The organism is Meridianimarinicoccus marinus (assembly GCF_040689105.1).
GTDB classification, from domain to species: Bacteria; Pseudomonadota; Alphaproteobacteria; order Rhodobacterales; family Rhodobacteraceae; genus Meridianimarinicoccus; species Meridianimarinicoccus marinus.
On sequence record NZ_JBFBVU010000019.1, the window covers coordinates 45,229 to 62,962 of the forward strand.

General features: G+C 66.2%; 19 protein-coding genes. 11 read left to right on the forward strand and 8 right to left on the reverse strand.

The genetic code is table 11. The features are described from left to right. Positions 1–3 precede the first annotated feature (3 nt). On the reverse strand, positions 4–816 hold the full coding sequence (gene dapB / locus AB0T83_RS14120; protein ID WP_366193820.1) for a 4-hydroxy-tetrahydrodipicolinate reductase: 813 nt from the start codon (positions 814–816) through the stop codon (positions 4–6). Positions 817–918: 102 nt separating this feature from the next. On the opposite strand from dapB, the gene rbfA reads away from it, so the two are divergent. From rbfA to AB0T83_RS14155, 7 genes are all read left to right on the forward strand, one after another. Continuing rightward, on the forward strand, positions 919–1,323 hold the full coding sequence (gene rbfA / locus AB0T83_RS14125; RefSeq protein ID WP_366193821.1) for a 30S ribosome-binding factor RbfA: 405 nt from the start codon (positions 919–921) through the stop codon (positions 1,321–1,323). Between the two features lie 4 nt (positions 1,324–1,327). Further along, on the forward strand, positions 1,328–2,233 hold the full coding sequence (gene truB, locus AB0T83_RS14130; protein ID WP_366193822.1) for a tRNA pseudouridine(55) synthase TruB: 906 nt from the start codon (positions 1,328–1,330) through the stop codon (positions 2,231–2,233). A gap of 150 nt (positions 2,234–2,383) precedes the next feature. Beyond that, a complete protein-coding gene (locus AB0T83_RS14135; RefSeq protein WP_366193823.1) occupies positions 2,384–3,241 on the forward strand; it encodes a DUF2189 domain-containing protein in 858 nt (285 codons plus the stop codon). A 44-nt stretch (positions 3,242–3,285) separates the two neighbouring features. After that, on the forward strand, positions 3,286–3,801 hold the full coding sequence (locus AB0T83_RS14140; protein WP_366193824.1) for a DUF1643 domain-containing protein: 516 nt from the start codon (positions 3,286–3,288) through the stop codon (positions 3,799–3,801). Positions 3,802–4,189: 388 nt separating this feature from the next. Continuing rightward, complete coding sequence (gene rpsO / locus AB0T83_RS14145; protein ID WP_193143174.1) at positions 4,190–4,459, forward strand: 30S ribosomal protein S15; 270 nt, start codon at positions 4,190–4,192, stop codon at positions 4,457–4,459. A 183-nt stretch (positions 4,460–4,642) separates the two neighbouring features. Continuing rightward, positions 4,643–6,778: a polyribonucleotide nucleotidyltransferase gene (gene pnp, locus AB0T83_RS14150; RefSeq protein ID WP_366193825.1), complete on the forward strand. Its 2,136-nt coding sequence runs from the start codon at positions 4,643–4,645 to the stop codon at positions 6,776–6,778. A 157-nt stretch (positions 6,779–6,935) separates the two neighbouring features. Then, positions 6,936–7,589 (forward strand): peroxiredoxin, encoded by a 654-nt coding sequence (locus tag AB0T83_RS14155; RefSeq protein ID WP_366193826.1) that lies wholly within the window; start codon positions 6,936–6,938, stop codon positions 7,587–7,589. Between the two features lie 72 nt (positions 7,590–7,661). Here AB0T83_RS14155 and AB0T83_RS14160 read toward each other — a convergent pair whose 3' ends face one another. The 4 genes from AB0T83_RS14160 to AB0T83_RS14175 all read right to left on the reverse strand — a co-directional run bounded on the left by AB0T83_RS14160 (position 7,662) and on the right by AB0T83_RS14175 (position 10,289). Continuing rightward, positions 7,662–7,883, reverse strand: coding sequence for a DUF1127 domain-containing protein (locus AB0T83_RS14160; RefSeq protein ID WP_366193827.1), 222 nt, complete (start codon positions 7,881–7,883; stop codon positions 7,662–7,664). Between the two features lie 124 nt (positions 7,884–8,007). Further along, positions 8,008–8,655 (reverse strand): pseudouridine synthase, encoded by a 648-nt coding sequence (locus AB0T83_RS14165; RefSeq protein WP_366193854.1) that lies wholly within the window; start codon positions 8,653–8,655, stop codon positions 8,008–8,010. Continuing rightward, a complete protein-coding gene (locus AB0T83_RS14170) occupies positions 8,655–9,107 on the reverse strand; it encodes a GAF domain-containing protein (RefSeq protein WP_366193828.1) in 453 nt (150 codons plus the stop codon). Before AB0T83_RS14170 ends, AB0T83_RS14165 begins: the two co-directional genes overlap by 1 nt. A 3-nt stretch (positions 9,108–9,110) precedes the next feature. After that, on the reverse strand, positions 9,111–10,289 hold the full coding sequence (locus AB0T83_RS14175; RefSeq protein ID WP_366193829.1) for a thiolase family protein: 1,179 nt from the start codon (positions 10,287–10,289) through the stop codon (positions 9,111–9,113). 102 nt (positions 10,290–10,391) lie between these two features. Between AB0T83_RS14175 and AB0T83_RS14180 the strand changes: the two genes are divergently transcribed. From AB0T83_RS14180 to AB0T83_RS14190, 3 genes are read left to right on the forward strand one after another with little or no spacing between them, the layout of a single operon-like run. After that, positions 10,392–10,736 carry an STAS domain-containing protein gene (locus AB0T83_RS14180; RefSeq protein WP_366193830.1) on the forward strand — a complete coding sequence of 115 codons (345 nt, stop codon included), beginning with the start codon at positions 10,392–10,394 and terminating at the stop codon, positions 10,734–10,736. Then, positions 10,717–11,229 (forward strand): ATP-binding protein, encoded by a 513-nt coding sequence (locus AB0T83_RS14185; RefSeq protein WP_366193831.1) that lies wholly within the window; start codon positions 10,717–10,719, stop codon positions 11,227–11,229. Before AB0T83_RS14180 ends, AB0T83_RS14185 begins: the two co-directional genes overlap by 20 nt. A 24-nt stretch (positions 11,230–11,253) precedes the next feature. Continuing rightward, the gene (locus AB0T83_RS14190; RefSeq protein ID WP_366193833.1) at positions 11,254–12,834 is read left to right on the forward strand and encodes a gamma-glutamyltransferase family protein; all 1,581 of its coding nucleotides are present in this window, start codon (positions 11,254–11,256) and stop codon (positions 12,832–12,834) included. A 28-nt stretch (positions 12,835–12,862) separates the two neighbouring features. Here the strand turns inward: AB0T83_RS14190 and hspQ are convergent, their stop codons facing one another. Further along, positions 12,863–13,189, reverse strand: coding sequence for a heat shock protein HspQ (gene hspQ, locus AB0T83_RS14195; protein ID WP_193143164.1), 327 nt, complete (start codon positions 13,187–13,189; stop codon positions 12,863–12,865). Between the two features lie 269 nt (positions 13,190–13,458). Between hspQ and AB0T83_RS14200 the strand changes: the two genes are divergently transcribed. Next, the gene (locus tag AB0T83_RS14200; protein WP_366193834.1) at positions 13,459–14,037 is read left to right on the forward strand and encodes a transglycosylase SLT domain-containing protein; all 579 of its coding nucleotides are present in this window, start codon (positions 13,459–13,461) and stop codon (positions 14,035–14,037) included. Between the two features lie 15 nt (positions 14,038–14,052). Here the strand turns inward: AB0T83_RS14200 and AB0T83_RS14205 are convergent, their stop codons facing one another. Both AB0T83_RS14205 and AB0T83_RS14210 read right to left on the reverse strand, forming a co-directional pair. Next, positions 14,053–14,658, reverse strand: a complete 606-nt coding sequence (locus AB0T83_RS14205) for a LolA family protein (protein ID WP_366193835.1) — start codon at positions 14,656–14,658, stop codon at positions 14,053–14,055. A gap of 251 nt (positions 14,659–14,909) precedes the next feature. Further along, entirely contained in the window at positions 14,910–17,732 is a 2,823-nt protein-coding gene (locus AB0T83_RS14210) for a DNA translocase FtsK (protein WP_366193836.1), read from the reverse strand. Positions 17,733–17,734: the final 2 nt, after the last annotated feature.

A 17,734-nucleotide genomic window follows, 5' to 3' on the forward strand; every position in this document is an offset into this window, starting at 1 on the left:
GGATCACCCCAGCCCGAGCACATCCAGCATGGAATAGTGACCCGATTCCTTGCCCCGCCCCCACAGCGCCGCCTTCACCGCCCCGCGCGCAAAGACCGACCGGTCCGAGGCCACGTGGCGCAGGGTGATGCGTTCGCCATCGGCGGCAAACAGCACGTCGTGTTCGCCGATGATGTCGCCGCCGCGAATGGCATGGAAGCCGATCTTGCCGCGTTCGCGCGGGCCGGTGATGCCGTCCCGGCCCCGGTCGCTGGCCTCGTCCAGATCGACGCCGCGCCCGTCTGCGGCGGCCTGCCCCAGCATCAGCGCGGTGCCCGAAGGCGCATCGACCTTGTGCCGGTGGTGGCCTTCGATCACTTCGATGTCGTAATCTTCGTCCAGTGCGGCGGCGACCTGCTTTGTCAATTGCACCAGAAGGTTCACGCCAAGGCTCATGTTGCCGGCGCGGACCACGACGCCCCGGTCGGTCACCGCGTCCACGGCGGCGATATCGGCCTCGGTCATGCCGGTGGTGCCGATCACATGCACGACGCCCTTGTCGGCCGCCAGTTTCGCCAGCGCAACGGTGGCCGCAGGTGCTGTGAAATCGATCACCGCATCGGCCCCTTCCAGCGCCTCTGCCGGATCATCCGTCACCACCACGCCCGTTGCCGCACCGCCAAGGGCCGCGCCCAGGTCGCGGCCGATCCAGTCATGGCCCGGACGCTCGACTGCGCCGCACAGATGCGTCTTGGGGTTGTCCTGCACGGTTTGCACCAGCATCCGGCCCATCCGGCCCGACACCCCCATCACCACGATCGCGCAGCTTTCCGACATCTCGCATCATCCTTCTTTTCATGGTCCCGCCCCTGTTACCTTTCCCCGACGCCCTTGGCAAAGCCTGTTGCAGCAGCCGATCCGATCCCCTAGATAGCGCCGATGGCACGAAACAAGCATCATGATGGCGCCGGCCCCTCGCAGCGGCAATTGCGCGTAGGCGAACTGATCCGGCGCACCCTGTCGGATGTGCTGACGCGCGGCGACGTGCATGATCCCGACCTGAACCGCATGTCGATCACCGTGGGCGAGGTGCGCACCTCGCCGGACCTGAAGATCGCCACGGCCTTTGTCCTGCCCCTGGGCGGCGAAAATGCCGAAGAGGCGCTTCTGGCCCTGCGCCGCAACACGCATGAACTGCGCCGCCAGGTCTCGAAGGGTCTGACCCTGAAATACGCACCCGAGTTGCGGTTCCTGCTGGATGACACCTTCGACCGGATGGACGATACCCGCCGCCTGTTCTCCAGCGAGACGGTCCAGCGCGACCTGCAAAAGCCGGACGACTGAGACCATGGCACGTCGAAAGAAGGGACGCGACGTCTCGGGCTGGCTGGTCATCGACAAGCCCGCCGGGATCACCTCCAACGCGGTGGTCAACAAGATCCGCTGGGCCTTCGATGCGAAAAAGGCCGGTCATGCAGGCACGCTGGATCCCGAAGCCACTGGCGTTCTGGCCGTGGCGCTTGGCGAGGCCACCAAGACCGTACCCTATATCACCGATGCGCTGAAAGCCTATCGCTTCACCGTGCGGCTGGGGGTGGCCACCGATACCGACGATGCCGAAGGCCGGGTTCTGGCGACCTCGGACCTGCGCCCCGATGACGGCCAGATCGACGCCGCGCTGGCGCAATTCGTGGGGGATATCCAGCAGGTGCCGCCGCTGTACTCGGCGGTGAAGATCGACGGCCAGCGCGCCTATAAACTGGCCCGCGACGGCGACACGCCGGAACTGGCCGCGCGGCCGCTTTTTGTCGAAAGCCTGGCCCGCGTCGCCCGCGAGGACGCCGATCACGTCACCCTGGAAATGGTCTGCGGCAAGGGCGGCTACGTGCGCGCCATCGCCCGTGATCTGGGCGAGGCGCTGGGATGCCTCGGCCATGTGCGCGAGCTGCGCCGGGTCTGGTCCGGCCCCTTCGACGCCGAGGATGGCCTGACAATGGCGCAGATCGAGGCCGAGGCGAAGGATCCCGCGCTCGACCGCTACCTGCTGCCGCTGGAAACCGGTCTTGCCGACCTGCCCGAACTGCCCTGCGCGCCCGAGGCCGCCACCCGCCTGCGTCACGGCAATCCCGGCCGCGTCAACCAGGGGGCCGAGTACGGCGAGGAAGCCTGGGCGTCGTGCAACGGTCAGCCGGTGGCCGTGGGCATCTACCGTGCCGGGGAACTGCACCCCACACGGGTCTTCAACCTGCCGTGACCCTGCCCGCCGCTCGCGCCACTGTGAGCGACACCGGGTGCCATTTGCGCTAGACTGAAGGCACAGCGCGCGGCCATCCGGGTCTCGCCGCGCTCCGCCGCAGGCCTATACCTGACGACGTTCCCACAGGCCCGCACCGGAGGAACGCAAATGGTCAAGACAATCGGAAACCCCCTGACATGGACCGCCGATGCGGCGGGTGCGGCCGGATCGCATATGGCCGAAGCCGCCCGCCGCATGGGCGGGCGCGAAACCGAGCCGCCACAGGTGCGCCAGATCACCTATGATGATCTGCTGGCCGCGCTGGCCACGGGGTTCGAGGATTTCATGGCCTTGCGCAGCGACGTGCTGGCGCTGGTGGTGATCTATCCGCTGATCGGCGTGATGCTGGCGCTGATCGCGGTCAATACGGAACTGCTGCCCTATCTGTTCCCCATGGCCTCGGGCTTTGCCCTGGTCGGACCGGTGGCCGCCACCGGGCTTTATGAACTCAGCCGCCGCCGCGAGGCCGGCGAACCGACGCGGTGGAGCGATGCGCTCACCCCCCTGCGCTCGCCGTCGATGGCGCCGATCCTGGCGCTTGGCGGTCTGCTGATGGCGATCTTCGTCATCTGGATGCTGGTGGCCGGAATGATCTGGCAGATCACGCTGGGCGCACAATCCCCGACCGAGGCCGGGTTCCTGGCGCAGGTTCTGGGCACCAACGCCGGCTGGGGCATGATCCTGCTGGGCATCCCCGTGGGCGCGGTCTTCGCAGCCCTGGTGCTGGCGCTGGCGGTGGTCTCGGTCCCGCTGCTGGTGGATCGCAATACCGGCCTGCCGATGGCGCTGGTCACCTCGTGGCGCGTCACCCGCACCAATCCCGGCCCGGTGCTGGCCTGGGGCGCGATCGTGGCGGGGCTTCTCGTCCTCGGCTCGCTGCCGCTGTTTCTGGGGCTGATCGTGGTGATGCCGGTGCTCGGCCATGCCAGTTGGCACCTCTATCGCTGCGCCGTCGCGCCGCGCTAGACGACCGGCTTGCGGCCCGTCCGGCAATCGCGCAAGACGGGCCCATGATCGAACGCAGCCACCTGAAGGGCGATGCCGCCTCTACCGCCGTCTATTCCGACTGCGAACGCTATCGCTACAGCCTGACCCGCACCTGGGATCCGCAGGGCGCGCGGGCCTTGTTCGTGATGCTGAACCCCTCGACCGCCACCGAGGTGCAGAACGACCCCACCGTCGAACGCTGCGAGCGACGCGCCCGCGCCCTGGGTTTCGGCGCCTTCCAGGTCACCAACATCTTCGCCTGGCGCGCCACCGACCCGCGCGAGATGCGCGCGCAGGCCGACCCGGTGGGCCCGGCCAATGACTCCGCCATCGCCGAAGGCTGCGGCTGGGCCGACAAGGTGATCTGCGCCTGGGGCACCCACGGCGCGCATCTGGATCGCGGCCCGGCGGTCGAATCGCTGATCCGCGCCACCGGCGTCGCGCCCCATCACCTCGGCCTCAGCAAGGCGGGTCACCCGAAACACCCGCTTTATATTTCCTACGCCCAGCAGTTGATCCCCTGGCCCGCCACCGGGTGAGTCGGCCGCCGGGTCAAGGGCGCGGCACGCGCGGGCAACGCCCGCTTGCCCTTGAGGCGGGGGCCGACTTGCCCAAGGCTTGCCATGATCCGCGGAATGACCGCGGATCTCTCAGCCAAATGCCCTTCGCCATTACCACAAGCCCGCCGCAGATCCGGGGCGCCTGGCGGCCACGGGCGGCGCCCCGCCCGCGGCGCAAGCCGGGGGTGGGGAACATGTCGTGCCGCGCGCCCGCGCGGCGCCGCCCGGCAACGCTGCCCCTTTTCAACGCCCCGCTTTTCCCCTATACGCGCGCATCCGCCCGGTGTTCGGGTGGGTGCTCTCTCCATGGGCTCTGCTGGACGACATCCCGGCTTGTGCCTTCACCCTCTTGTTCAAGGAGACCCCGATGTCGATTACTGTTGAAGAAAAAGCCCGCGTCATGAAGGACTTCGCAACCAAGGAAGGCGACACCGGTTCGCCCGAAGTTCAGGTTGCCATCCTCACCTCGCGGATCACCACGCTCACCGAGCACTTCAAGACTCACAAGAAGGACAACCACTCGCGTCGTGGCCTTCTGAAATTGGTGGCACAGCGCCGCAAGCTGCTGGACTACCTGAATGAAAAAGACGCCGCCCGCTACCAGGAGCTGATCAAGCGCCTCGGCCTGCGCCGCTAAGTTTTTCGGGAAACGCGCCTTCGGCGCGTTTTCTTTTGTTTTCCACGGCACCGCGCCGTTCCCAGACGCACTCTCCCGCCGGGCCCCACGGGACAGGATGCCAGACTGACGACGGGGCCACGGGCACAAGCCTGTACGCAACCAGGCCGGGGGAGGGTCCCTCGGTCAGCATTAGGAACGACAATGTTCGACGTAAAAACCAAATCCATGCAGTGGGGTGAAGAAACCCTGACGCTCGAAACGGGCAAGGTTGCCCGCCAGGCCGATGGCAGCGTGATTGCCACCCTGGGCGAAACCAGCGTCATGGCCAACGTGACCTTCGCCAAGGAAGAAAAGCCCGGACAGGGCTTCTTCCCGCTGACCGTGCATTACCAGGAAAAATACTATGCCGCGGGCAAGATCCCCGGCGGCTTTTTCAAGCGTGAAGCGCGCCCGACCGAAAAAGAAACCCTGACGGCCCGCCTGATCGACCGCCCGATGCGGCCGCTGTTCGTGCCCGGCTTCAAGCATGAAGTCCTGGTCATGTGCACCGTGCTCAGCCACGACCTGGTCAACGATCCCGACATCGTGGCGCTGATTGCCGCCTCGGCCGCGCTGACCATCTCGGGCGTGCCCTTCATGGGCCCCGTGGGCGCTGCCCGCGTCGGCTTCGAGGATGGCGAATACATCCTGAACCCGACCATCGACGACATGACCCAGCTGCGCAACAACCCCGAGCAGCGGCTCGACCTGATTGTCGCCGGCACCCGTGACGCCGTGATGATGGTGGAATCGGAAGCCTACGAGCTGTCGGAAGCCGAGATGCTGGGTGCCGTGAAGTTCGGCCATGAGGCCCTCAAGCCGGTGGTCGACCTGATCATCGCGCTGGCCGAGGAATCCGCCAAGGATCCCTTCGACTACACGCCGCCGGATTACTCGGATCTCTACGCCGCCGTGAAGGCTGCGGGCGAGACCGAGATGCGCGCCGCCTTCGCCCTGACCGACAAGCAGGAGCGGACCGCCGCCATCTCTGCCGCGCGCGAGACCATTCGCGGCAAGCTGACCGAAGAACAGCTGGAAGACGGCAACCTCGGCTCGGCCTTCAAGAAGCTGGAAAGCAGCATCCTGCGCGGCGACATCATCTCGGGCGGTGCCCGGATCGACGGTCGTGCCCGTGATCAGGTGCGCCCGATCGTGTCGGAAGTGGGCATCCTGCCCCGCACCCATGGGTCCGCCCTGTTCACCCGTGGCGAAACCCAGGGTCTGGTGGTGACCACGCTGGGCACCGGCGACGACGAACAGTTCATCGACGCCCTGCACGGCAACTTCAAATCCAACTTCCTGCTGCACTACAACTTCCCGCCGTATTCGGTCGGTGAAGTTGGCCGGGTCAGCGGCCCGGGCCGTCGTGAAATCGGCCATGGCAAGCTGGCGTGGCGCGCGCTGCAGGCGGTACTGCCGGCGTCCACCGACTTCCCCTACACGATCCGCCTGGTCTCCGAGATCACCGAATCGAACGGCTCCTCCTCGATGGCGTCGGTCTGCGGTGGCTCGCTGTCGATGATGGATGCGGGCGTGCCCCTGAAAGCGCCGGTCGCCGGTGTGGCCATGGGCCTGATCCTGGAAGACGACGGCCAGTTCGCGGTTCTGACCGACATTCTGGGCGACGAGGATCACCTCGGCGACATGGACTTCAAGGTCGCGGGTACCGAGAACGGCATCACTTCGCTGCAGATGGACATCAAGGTCGCGGGCATCACCCCCGAGATCATGGAGCAGGCCCTGTCGCAAGCCAAGGACGGCCGTCTGCACATCCTGGGCGAGATGAACAAGGCGCTCAGCTCGGGCCGTCAGGAATTCTCGGCCCACGCCCCGCGCATCGAGACCATGACCGTGCCCACCGACAAAATCCGTGAAGTGATCGGCTCGGGCGGCAAGGTCATCCGCGAGATCGTGGAAGTTTCCGGCGCCAAGGTCGACATCAACGACGACGGTGTCATCAAGATCGCCTCGGCCAATGCCGACAGCATCCAGAAGGCCTATGACATGATCTACTCGATCGTGGCAGAGCCGGAAGAAGGCAAGGTCTACAAGGGCAAGGTCGTGAAGATCGTCGATTTCGGCGCCTTCGTGAACTTCTTCGGCAAGCGCGACGGGTTGGTGCACGTCAGCCAGATCGAAAACCGCCGCCTGAACCATCCGTCGGATGTGCTGAAGGAAGGTCAGGAAGTCTGGGTCAAGCTGCTGGGCTTTGACGATCGCGGCAAGGTTCGCCTGTCGATGAAGGTCGTCGACCAGGAGACCGGCGAGGAAGCCAAGCGGGACGAGACCGCCGAATAAGGCACTCACATCCCTGAAATATTTGCCCCGCGCCCCCCAAGGCGCGGGGTTTTTCGTGTCTGGCGCGCAAGGGGCCGGGGGCAATCGGCACTGGCACGCCTTGGCCCTTTGTGCTGAACTCTCAGGCCAGAGCACACACCCACTGATGGAGGATCACATGGGACTGCGAATCAACGACACTGTTCCGAATTTCACCGCCCAGACCAGCCAGGGCGAAATCAACTTCCACGACTGGATCGGCAACAGCTGGGCCATCTTGTTCAGCCACCCCAAGGACTTCACCCCGGTCTGCACCACCGAATTCGGGGCCGTGGCGCAGCTGGCCGATGAATGGGCCAAGCGCGGCACCAAGGTCATCGGCGTGTCGGTGGACGGGGTCGAGGATCACAAGAAGTGGATCGGTGACATCGCCAGCTATGCCGGCACCGATGTTGGCTTCCCGATCATCGCCGACGAGGGGCTGGCTGTGTCGAAAGCTTTCGACATGCTGCCCGCCGACGCCTATCTGCCCGATGGCCGCACGCCGGCGGACAGCCAGACCGTACGCTCGGTGTTCATCATCGGCCCGGACAAGCAGTTGAAACTGTCGATGACCTATCCGATGACCGTGGGCCGCAACTTCGCCGAAGTGCTGCGCGCGCTGGATGCGTTGCAAGCCTCGACCGGGCTGGGCGTGGCCACGCCCGCTAACTGGGAAGTGGGCCAGGACGTCATCGTGCCGACATCGGTCACGACCGAGGATGCGAAGGCAAAATACGGCGAGGTGGAGGAAATCTTCCCGTACCTGCGCCGCGTCAAATATCCGGGCTGAGCGCCCCTGCAACACGACGGGGGGCCGAGCCGTGTTTGCGGCTTTGCCCCCGGACGGATGACGGCGACCGCGTCAGGTGAAGTAGCCGTAGCGGAATACGTGGTCCACGATCTTGTCACGGCTCACGCCCCGCTTGGCCAGTTCGGCGTCGGACATGGCCTGCAGGCGGCGGGCCTGTCCCAGGTATTCATTGTTGTCGGCGATGGTCAGCAGACCATTTCCCAGACGCGTCCAGAGGGACGGGGTTGAACGGGACCGGTCGTGGCCGATGCCGTTCGTTGTTGTCGATGCCATTTGATGACTCCTGTCAGGCAATGATCGGGATCTCTCCCTGATGCGGCAGGTAGTCACGGCAGCAGAGGTCTACAAAGCCTGTTGCCGCATTGCCGTCCTGCGCCCAGTGCATGACGGCAGGAATTCAGAACGGTGCCGGGGCGCGGATGGCCATGCCCCGGCCGCCGTCGGGATGGCGAAACCGCAGGCTTTCCGAATGCAGCATCAGGCGCGGCGCATCGCGCGCCGGACCCTCGGCATAGAAGGGATCGCCCAGAATCGGATGGCCAAGCGCCAGCATGTGCACGCGCAACTGGTGGCTGCGCCCGGTCTTCGGCATCAGCCGGACCCGCGTGCCGTTCTCGCGCAGCTTCAGCGCCTTCCAGTCGGTCAGCGCCGGCTTGCCGGTGGCGTGATCCACCATCTGCCGTGGCCGGTTCGGCCAGTCGACGATCAGCGGCAGATCGACGGTGCCGGATTTCTCGGCCATGCGGCCCCAGACTTCGGCGACATAGGCCTTGCGGGTCTGGCGTTTCTCGAATTGCAGGCCAAGGTGGCGCTGCGCGTGCGGGGTCAGGGCAAAGACCATCACGCCCGAAGTGTCCCGATCCAGCCGATGCACCAGCAGCGCCTGCGGAAACACCGTCTGCACCCGGCGCAGCAGGCAATCGGCCAGATGCTCGCCGCGTCCCGGCACCGACAACAGCCCCGAGGGCTTGTTGACCAGAAGCACCTCGTGATCCTCGTGCAGGATTTGCAGGGGACCGTCGGGCGGGCTGTAGCTGGCGTCGATCACCGGTCGAAGACGTCGGTCAGGATCGCGGCCAGACGGTCTGAGTCCTCGGCGGTGAAGGCCGCGGGCTGATCGCTGTCGATGTCCAGCACCCCCAGCAGCTTGCCCTTGCGCCAGACCGGCAGCACCAGTTCGGACCGGGTCGAGGCGGCGCAGGCGATGTGATCGGGAATGGCATCCACATCGTCCACCATCTGCACCTTGCCGGTGCGTGCCGCCGCCCCGCAAACCCCGCGCGAGAACGGGATCTCGAGGCAGCCGTGGCCGCCCTGATAGGGGCCGATCTTCAGGGTCTTCTTGCCGACCACGCGATAAAATCCGGTCCAGTCGAAGCGATTGTCGGACCAGTGGATTTCGCAGGCACAGGTGGCCATCAGGGCCACGTCATCGGTCTCGCCATCGGTCAGGCTCGCCAAGGTCTGCGCCAGCGTATCATAATCCACGCGCGCCACCGGTCAGACCCGCTCGATCGCGATGGCGGTGCCTTCACCGCCACCGATGCAGATGGCCGCCACCCCGCGCCGCAGCCGGCGCCGTTCCAGCGCGTTCAGCAGGGTCACAAGGATGCGTGCCCCCGAGGCGCCGATGGGATGCCCCAGCGCACAGGCGCCGCCATGGACGTTGACCCGTTCCGGCGACAGGCCCATTTCCCGCATGAAGGCCATGGGCACGACCGCGAAGGCCTCGTTGACCTCCCACAGATCCACGTCCTCGACCCCCCAACCCAGCTTTTTCAGCAGTTTGCGCGCGGCGGGCACCGGCGCGGTGGTGAACAGCCCCGGTTGTTGCGCGTGGCTGGCATGCCCCCGGATCGCCGCCCGCACTTTCAGCGCGTGCCGGTCGGCCTGCGATTGCGCGGCCAGCACCAGCGCCGCCGCCCCGTCCGAGATCGACGAGGAATTGGCCGCCGTCACCGTGCCGCCCTCGCGGAAGGCAGGCTTCAGATGCGGGATCTTGTCGGGCCGCGCGTTGCCCGGCTGCTCGTCCCGCGCCACCACAACGGCCCCCTTGCGCGAGGTGACCTCCACCGGCGCGATCTCGGCCTCGAAGGTGCCATCGGATTGCGCCGTCACCGCCCGTTCAAGCGAGCGCAACGCATAGGCATCCTGGCTTTCGCGGGTGAACTGGAAGGCCTCCGCGCAGTCCTCGGCAAAGGTGCCCATCAGGCGGCCCTTGTCATAGGCATCTTCCAGCCCGTCCAGGAACATGCTGTCCATGACCTGCCCATGCCCCAGCCGGGCGCCGCCGCGCATCTTTTCCAGCAGATAGGGCGCTTGCGTCATGCTCTCCATCCCGCCCGCGACCACGATCCCGGCGCTGCCGCCGGCGATCTGGTCATGCGCCATCATCACCGTTTTCATCCCCGAGCCGCACATCTTGTTCAGGGTCGTGGCCGGGACGCCCTTGCCCAGACCGCCGAGAAACCCCGCCTGCCGCGCCGGGGCCTGGCCCTGGCCCGCGGGCAGCACACAGCCCATGAGCAATTCGTCCACCAGATCGGCGCCCGCGCCCGCATCGTCCAGTGCTGCGCGAATCGCCACCCCGCCCAGTTCTGCCGCCGTGACCGAGGCAAAGGCGCCCTGAAGCCCCCCCATCGCCGTGCGCCGGGCGCCGCAGATCAATGTTTGGGTCATATACTGTCCTCCCGAGATGACCGGGGCCGTGGGGACTCCCGGAAACCGATTGGTAAGACCTGCTGCCTAGCCTGTCAAAACGTCAAGTATCGCAGGTGGCACATGGATCTTTCGAAGCAAACCCACGGGGACGTGGTGGTCATCACTGCGGCCGACCCGCGGATCGACGCGGCTGTGGCCATCGAATTCAAGGACAGGATGCGGGATCTGACGGCGGATGCGGACGGGCGGGTGATCCTGGATCTGGAACAGGTGAACTTTATCGACAGCAGCGGCCTTGGCGCCATCGTCGCCGCGATGAAACAACTGGGCGGCGGCAAAAGGCTGGAACTGGCGGCGCTGTCGCCGCTGGTGGACAAGGTGTTTCGCCTGACCCGCATGGATTCGGTCTTTGTCATCCACGACACCACCGCCACGGGCCTTGGCGATGCCAGCGCCGCCGAATGACCCTCCGGACGGGCTGACGCCGGTGGTACTGGTCGACCAGCAGCTTGAGGCCAGCTTTGACAGCGTCAGCGCGGCGCTGACCGATCTGGAATGCCAGCTTCTGACGGTCCTGCCTGCGCCCGATGCCATCGGGACCGTCCTGCTGGTTCTGGGCGAGGCGCTGAACAACGTAGTCGAACATGCCTATCGCGGCTTGCCCGGCGGGCGCATCGACCTGCGCCTGAGCCAAGCTTCAGGCGACCTGCGCATCGACATCCGCGACCGTGGCCACCCGATCCTCGGGGCGCTGCCGGAAGGCCGCAATCCGTTGCAGGACGGTGCCGCGGTCGAGGATCTTCCTGAAGGCGGCTTTGGCTGGTCGCTGATCCGGATGCTGACCCGCGATCTGCGCTATGACAGCCGCGACGGTCAGAACCACCTGACCTGCACCATCCCCTTGGATGCCGCAACGCCGGTTCCCGGCCCCTCTTGCTCCTCCGGTCACAAGGCCTAAGCTTCCCCCAACGAGGGAGCTTTCATGCGCGATTTCCAACTGCCCGGCCGGTCGCCGGTCTTCGCCGACAATGGCATCTGTGCCACCTCTCACCCGCTGGCAGCTGCCGTCGCCATCGATGTTCTGAAAGCGGGCGGTAATGCGGTGGATGCCAGCATCGCGGCAGCGGCCATCCTGGGGCTGGCCGAACCGCAGATGACCGGCATCGGCGGCGATCTGTTCGCCCTGATCAAGCCCGCCGGACAGGAAGACGTGATCGCGTTGAACGGGTCGGGCCGCGCGCCCGCAGGGTTGAGCGCCGGGGCGCTGCGCGACGCCGGCGCCACCGTGGTGCCGCCGCGGTCGGCGCAGGCGGTGACCATCCCTGGCGCGGTGGCCGCCTTCTGCGCCCTGTCCGAGCGGTTCGGCGCCCGCCCGCTGGACATGGTTCTGGCCCCCGCCATCCACTATGCCGAGGCCGGCATCCCGGTGGCGCCGCGCGTGGCCTTCGACTGGGCGCGCGGGATTCCGCACCTCGATGCGGCGGCGCGGCAGCACTACACCTTGAACGGCAAGGCCCCGCGCGCGGGCCAGATGTTCCGCGCCCCCGGACAGGCAGAAATCCTGCGCCGCATCGCCCGCGAAGGCCACGACGGGTTCTACACCGGCGCCACCGCCGACGAGATGGTGCGCGCCCTGCAAGCCGCCGGGGGCTGCCATACGCTCGACGACTTCGCCGCCACCGAGCCAAGCTGGCAAGCGCCGCTGGCCGGGGCCTACAAGGGTGTGGAGTTGCTGGAGCATCCGCCCAACGGCCATGGCGTCACCGCCCTGCTGCTCGCCAACATCCTGTCGCAGTTCGATCTGACCGCGCTGGACCCGTTCGGTGCCGACCGCGCGCATCTGGAGGCCGAGGCCGTGAAACTGGCCTATGACGCCCGCAACCGCTTTGTGGCCGATCCCGATCACATGACCCGCCTTGATCACCTGATGTCGCCCGATACGGCGGCATCACTCGCCGCGCTGATCGACCCCAAGCGCGCCCTGCCCGACCCCGCGCTGGCCGCCGAGGCGGTGCACAGGGACACCGTCTATCTGACCGTCGTCGACCGGAACCGCATGGCGGTGTCGCTGATCTATTCGATCTACAAGGATTTCGGCGCGGGCATTGCCACGCCCGAGCATGGCATCCTGTTCCACAATCGCGGCGCCGGGTTCACCCTGACCCCCGGCCACCCGAACGAGGCCGCCGGGGGCAAACGCCCGATGCACACCATCATCCCGGCGATGCTGCGTCGGCAGGGCCGGGTTCTGATGCCTTTCGGGGTCATGGGGGGCGCCTATCAGCCCAACGGGCATGTGCGGATGGTCAGCAACATGGTCGATTTCGGCATGGACCCGCAAACCGCCATCGATGCACCGCGCAGCTTCTGGGATGACGGCACCTTCAAGGTCGAACGCGGCTATTCCGATGCGGTGCGCGCCGATCTGGCGGCGCGCGGCCACAAGGTGGTGATCCCCGAGGTGCCCATCGGCGGCGCGCAGGCCATTCGCATCGATCCCGAAACCGGCGTTCTGGAAGGCGCGTCGGACACGCGCAAGGATGGCTGCGCGCTGGGGTATTGACCCGCGCGCAACCCGCCCGTGGCAGCGATCAGTTCAGATTGGTCTGCAGCGGATAGACGCCGTCCTGCAACTCGCCGAACATGTCGGGGATGTCGGGATGCTCCACCGGTTCGCCGGTCATGTCGGGCAGCAGGTTCTGCTCGGACACATAGGCCACGTAATAGCTGTGATCGTTCTCGGCCAGCAGGTGGTAGAACGGCTGGTCCTTGTTGGGACGGTTGTCTTCGGGAATCGAGTCGTACCATTCCTCGGTGTTCGAAAACACCGCATCCACATCGAAAACGACCCCGCGAAACGGGTGCTTGCGATGCCGGACAACCTGGCCGAGCCGGTATTTCGCTTGCGTTCTCAACATCTGGTTCCGACCTTTCTCGGACATTTTTACCCTTTGCCGGGGGGGTGAGTCCATCGGCTGCGGGTCTGGATTTCTGGATTAGGTGAACACGGAACCGCGATGCTGCCATCCGCTCCGCCGGGACCCCTCGTCCGGGACAGGCGCTGATACCCGGTTTACCGGGCCGAAGCAAGGCCAGGCGCGGGACGCGTGGCCACAGTGTGGGATTGTGATTTCCTCAACGCGGGAAATGGGCTAAGACGTAAGAAAACATAACGCGTGAGGCGACCATGAGCAGTCGAATTGCCGCGCTGATATTGCTGTGCTTTCTGGCCGCGTGCGGGGGGAAATCCCCGCCCAAGAACCTGAACAATGCCTGCAGCATCGTGGATCAGCGCCCCAAGTATCTGAAAGCCTTCAAGGCTACCGAGAAGAAATGGGGCGTGCCGGTCTACGTCCAGATGGCCGTGATCTACCAGGAGAGCAAGTTCGACGGCGACGCCCGCACACCGCACCGCTATGCGCTTGGGGTCATTCCCATGGGGCGCCAGTCCTCGGCCTTTGGCTATGCGCAGGCGCTGGACGGCACCTGGGACGACTACAAGCGCGCTGCCGGACGCCCGGGCGCCAGTCGCAAGAACATCAAGGACGCCACCGATTTCATGGGCTGGTACATGACCCGGACCGAGCAGAAGCTGGGCATTCCCAAGACCAACGTGCGCGACAACTACCTCGCTTACCACGAAGGTCACAGCGGCTATGCGCGCGGCTCCTACCGCAGCAAAAGCTGGCTGATCGGGGTGGCCAACGGGTTGCAGACGCGGTCCGAGACCTACAAGCGGCAGCTTCAGGCCTGCGGTAAACTCTGACGGACGGCGGGGCGCTCAGCCCCGCGCCTCCTTCTCCAGACGCACCGAGAACATGCGATCCGACAGACGGTCATGTTCCACGAAGGGTCGCAGCTTCAGGCGTGTCTGCTCGCCGGTTTGCGAAACGATCAGCCATTCCGACAGGCGCATCGGGTTGCGGTCGAAGAACAGGTAGATGCGGCCGTATTCCGGATGCTCGGGATCCTGCGCCTGCACCACCGTGCGGCCATCCTGCTCGCCGTGGCCGGTGACCATGTGGATGCGGGTCAGGTCGATGTTGCGATCGAGGATCAGCTTCAGCGGCGTGGTGGCCAGCGGATAGACCTCGGCCGTGCCGCGCCCGTCGAAGATCCCGATAGAACCGCCACCCGCCAGCACCAGCGTGTCGTCCAGCGGCGGATCGTATTCGAACCGCGCCCGGCCCGGCCGCTTGATGAACAGCCGCCCGGTGCTTTTTGAGCCGTCCGAGTTGATCTGGGTGAACCGGGTCTCCACCGTGCCGATGGTATTGAGATAGGCCGACAGTTCCGACAGCGAGGCCTTCTCGGCCCGGGCCGGCAGAGCGGCCAGCAGGGCCGTGGCGGTGGTGGCGGCAAGAAAGCCGCGGCGGGTCTGGGGCATGGGTGTCTCCGGGGCCTGTGGTGGGAAACAGCTATGTGGCGGTGACGCCGCGCGCAAGGGCGGGGGTGATCACGGATTCTTGCCTCCGGCGGGAGTATTTTCGACAAGAAAAAGTGAGCGGTCTCGGAAAAGCTTCGGGGGAGCGTTTGAGGCGCGAACGGGCAGAGCCCCAGACGTCTTTCATTGACAGCTGGGTACCATGAGCCACAGCCCAAAGGCGGTGGCTCACACACCGCCGCCGATCTGGCCCGTCAGTTCTGCTCTGGCACCAGCACGTCGCGTTTGCCCACGTGGTTGGCCGGGCTGACCAGACCATTGTCTTCCATCTGCTCGACCAGGCGCGCGGCCTTGTTGTAGCCGATCGACAGTTTGCGCTGGATGTAGGAGGTGGAGCACTTGCGATCCTGGATCACGATCTGCACCGCCTGATCATACAGCGCATCCTCGCCGCCGGTGTTGCCGCCGGTGTTCAAACCCAGCACCGCGTCGATGTCCTCGGCACGCTCGTCATCCGGGCCATCGGCCACGCCGCCCACATAGTCGGGCGGGCCGAAGGTCTTGAGGTGGTTGACCACGTCCTCGACCTCCTCGTCCGACACGAAAGGTCCGTGGGCGCGGGTGATCTTGGCGCCGCCCGCCATATAGAGCATGTCGCCCATGCCCAGCAGTTGCTCGGCCCCCTGCTCTCCCAGAATGGTGCGGCTGTCGACCTTCGAGGTCACCTGGAAGGAGATTCGGGTCGGGAAGTTGGCCTTGATCGTGCCGGTGATGACATCGACCGAGGGCCGTTGCGTGGCCATGATCAGGTGGATGCCCGAGGCCCGCGCCATCTGTGCCAGACGCTGGATGCAGGCCTCGATCTCCTTGCCCGCGACCATCATCAGGTCGGCCATCTCGTCGACGATGACGACGATATAGGGCAGGGTCCTGGGCTCGAATTCCTCGGTCTCGAACACCGGATCGCCGGTTTCGTCATCGAACCCGGTCTGCACGGTGCGGGTGAACATCTCGTTCTTGGCCAGCGTCGCACGGACCTTGCCGTTGTAGCCTTCAATGTTGCGCACCCCCATCTTGGACATCTTGCGGTAGCGGTCCTCCATCTCGGCCACCACCCATTTCAGGGCGACAACGGCCTTCTTGGGGTCGGTGACCACCGGCGAGAGCAGATGTGGAATGCCGTCGTAGACGCTGAGTTCCAGCATCTTCGGGTCGATCATGATCAGCCGGCATTCGTCCGGCGTCAGCTTGTAGAGCAGCGACAGGATCATGGTGTTGATGGCCACCGATTTGCCCGAACCGGTGGTGCCCGCGATCAGCAAGTGCGGCATCTTGGCGAGATTGGCCACAACGCTTTCGCCGCCGATGTCCTTGCCGAGCGCCAGCGGCAGGCGCAGCTTGCTGTCGCCGAAATCGCGCACGGACAGGATCTCGCGCAGCAGCACCATCTCGCGGTTGTCGTTGGGCAGTTCGATGCCGATGACGGTGCGGCCGGGCACCGTGGAGACCCGCGCCGACAGCGCCGACATGGAGCGCGCGATGTCATCCGACAGGCCGATGACGCGGCTGGCCTTCAGGCCCGGCGCCGGTTCCAGCTCGTACATGGTGACGACCGGGCCGGGGCGGACGCTGACGATGTCGCCCTTGACGCCGTAGTCCTCCAGCACGTTTTCCAGCATCCGGGCGTTTTCCTCCAGCGCCTCGTCGCTAAGGTAGTGACGCTCGACGGTGCCGGGATCGCGCAGCAGCGACAGCGGCGGCGGGGCGTAATCGGCGGTGGGGGCTTCGTCGAATTGCAGCGGCGGTTCGGCCTCGGCCTTCGCACGAGTCGACAGGGCCGGGCGCTTGACGTCCGCGTGTTGCACGACGGCCTTGGGCACCTCGACCCTTGGGATCGGGGCCGGGCTGGGCATCGGTGCGGGTGCGATGTCCGGCAGATCCTCATAGTCCTCGATCTCGGCGTCGTAGCCGTAGTCTTCGTCTTCGGCCTCGGCCGCCAGGAAGCCGGTCTGCTCCTCAGGTTCGGGCCGGGTCAGGATCGGCTCCTGCCGGGTCCGGCTTTCGGCGGCCACGCGGGCGCGGTCGCTGCGCAGGCGTGTGCGGATGGCATCGGTAATCTTGGCTTGCACGCGGGCCTGATCGACCGGCGCGTCCTCGTCGTCGTCATCGTCGAACAGTTCTTCGGCGACGGGATCCTCGATCAGATCGTCCACCGGTTCGGCGCGCAGGCGCGGCTGGTTGCGGCCCATGGTGCGCGCCAGCAGGCCCAGCGACGGCACATTGGGCAGGATCGACGGCGCCGGGGCGTCGTCTTCGTCATCCTCGTCCAGAAGGTCGAAATCCTCGTCGTCCTCGACGGCGGCTTGCCGGGCAGCGCGCGCCTCGGCCCGGCGGGCACGGCGGCTGACGACCCCGTCCCGCGTGCGCTCGGCCCCCCGGCCCAGCCCGTTGACCAGACGGTCGAAGGAATAGAGCAGCCCGAACCACATGAAGCGGCCCAGCGATTTCAGCTCTCCCCGCGTGAAGCCGCAGGCAAACAGGCCCAGTCCCACCAGCAGCAGCCCAAGGGCGGCGGAAAAAGTCATCAACCCGCTGGACAGCGATGCCGGCCACAGCCCCATCAGCACGCCCAGGACCGTGTCGCCGAAAAGACCGCCCAGGCCGAAGCTGTGTACCCAGCCCGCCCCCGGCGGCATGGTCGCCGCATAGACCGAGGCCGCGGCGACCAGGATCGGCACGAAGATCGTCCGGCTCAGCGCCCGGTCTTCGCCGTGGTGCAGCAGGAACCGCCCGCCCCACAGGCCCAAAACCAGCGGGATGGACCAGGATCCCTTGCCCAGCACCACGTTCAGCGGCGAGGCCAGATAGGCCCCGAACAGCCCCAGCCAGTTCTGCGGCGGCGCGTCCGAAGTGCCCAGGAAACTGGGATCGGTCGGCGCGTAGGACCCAAGCGCCAGCGCCAGAACCACAGCCCCGGCCAGCAGGACAAGGCCCAACAGTTCGGTCGCGCGGCGTTCCAGGGCGGCTTGCGTGGCCTGGTCGAACAGAGGATCGCGGGAACGGGTCTGAAATGCCATGG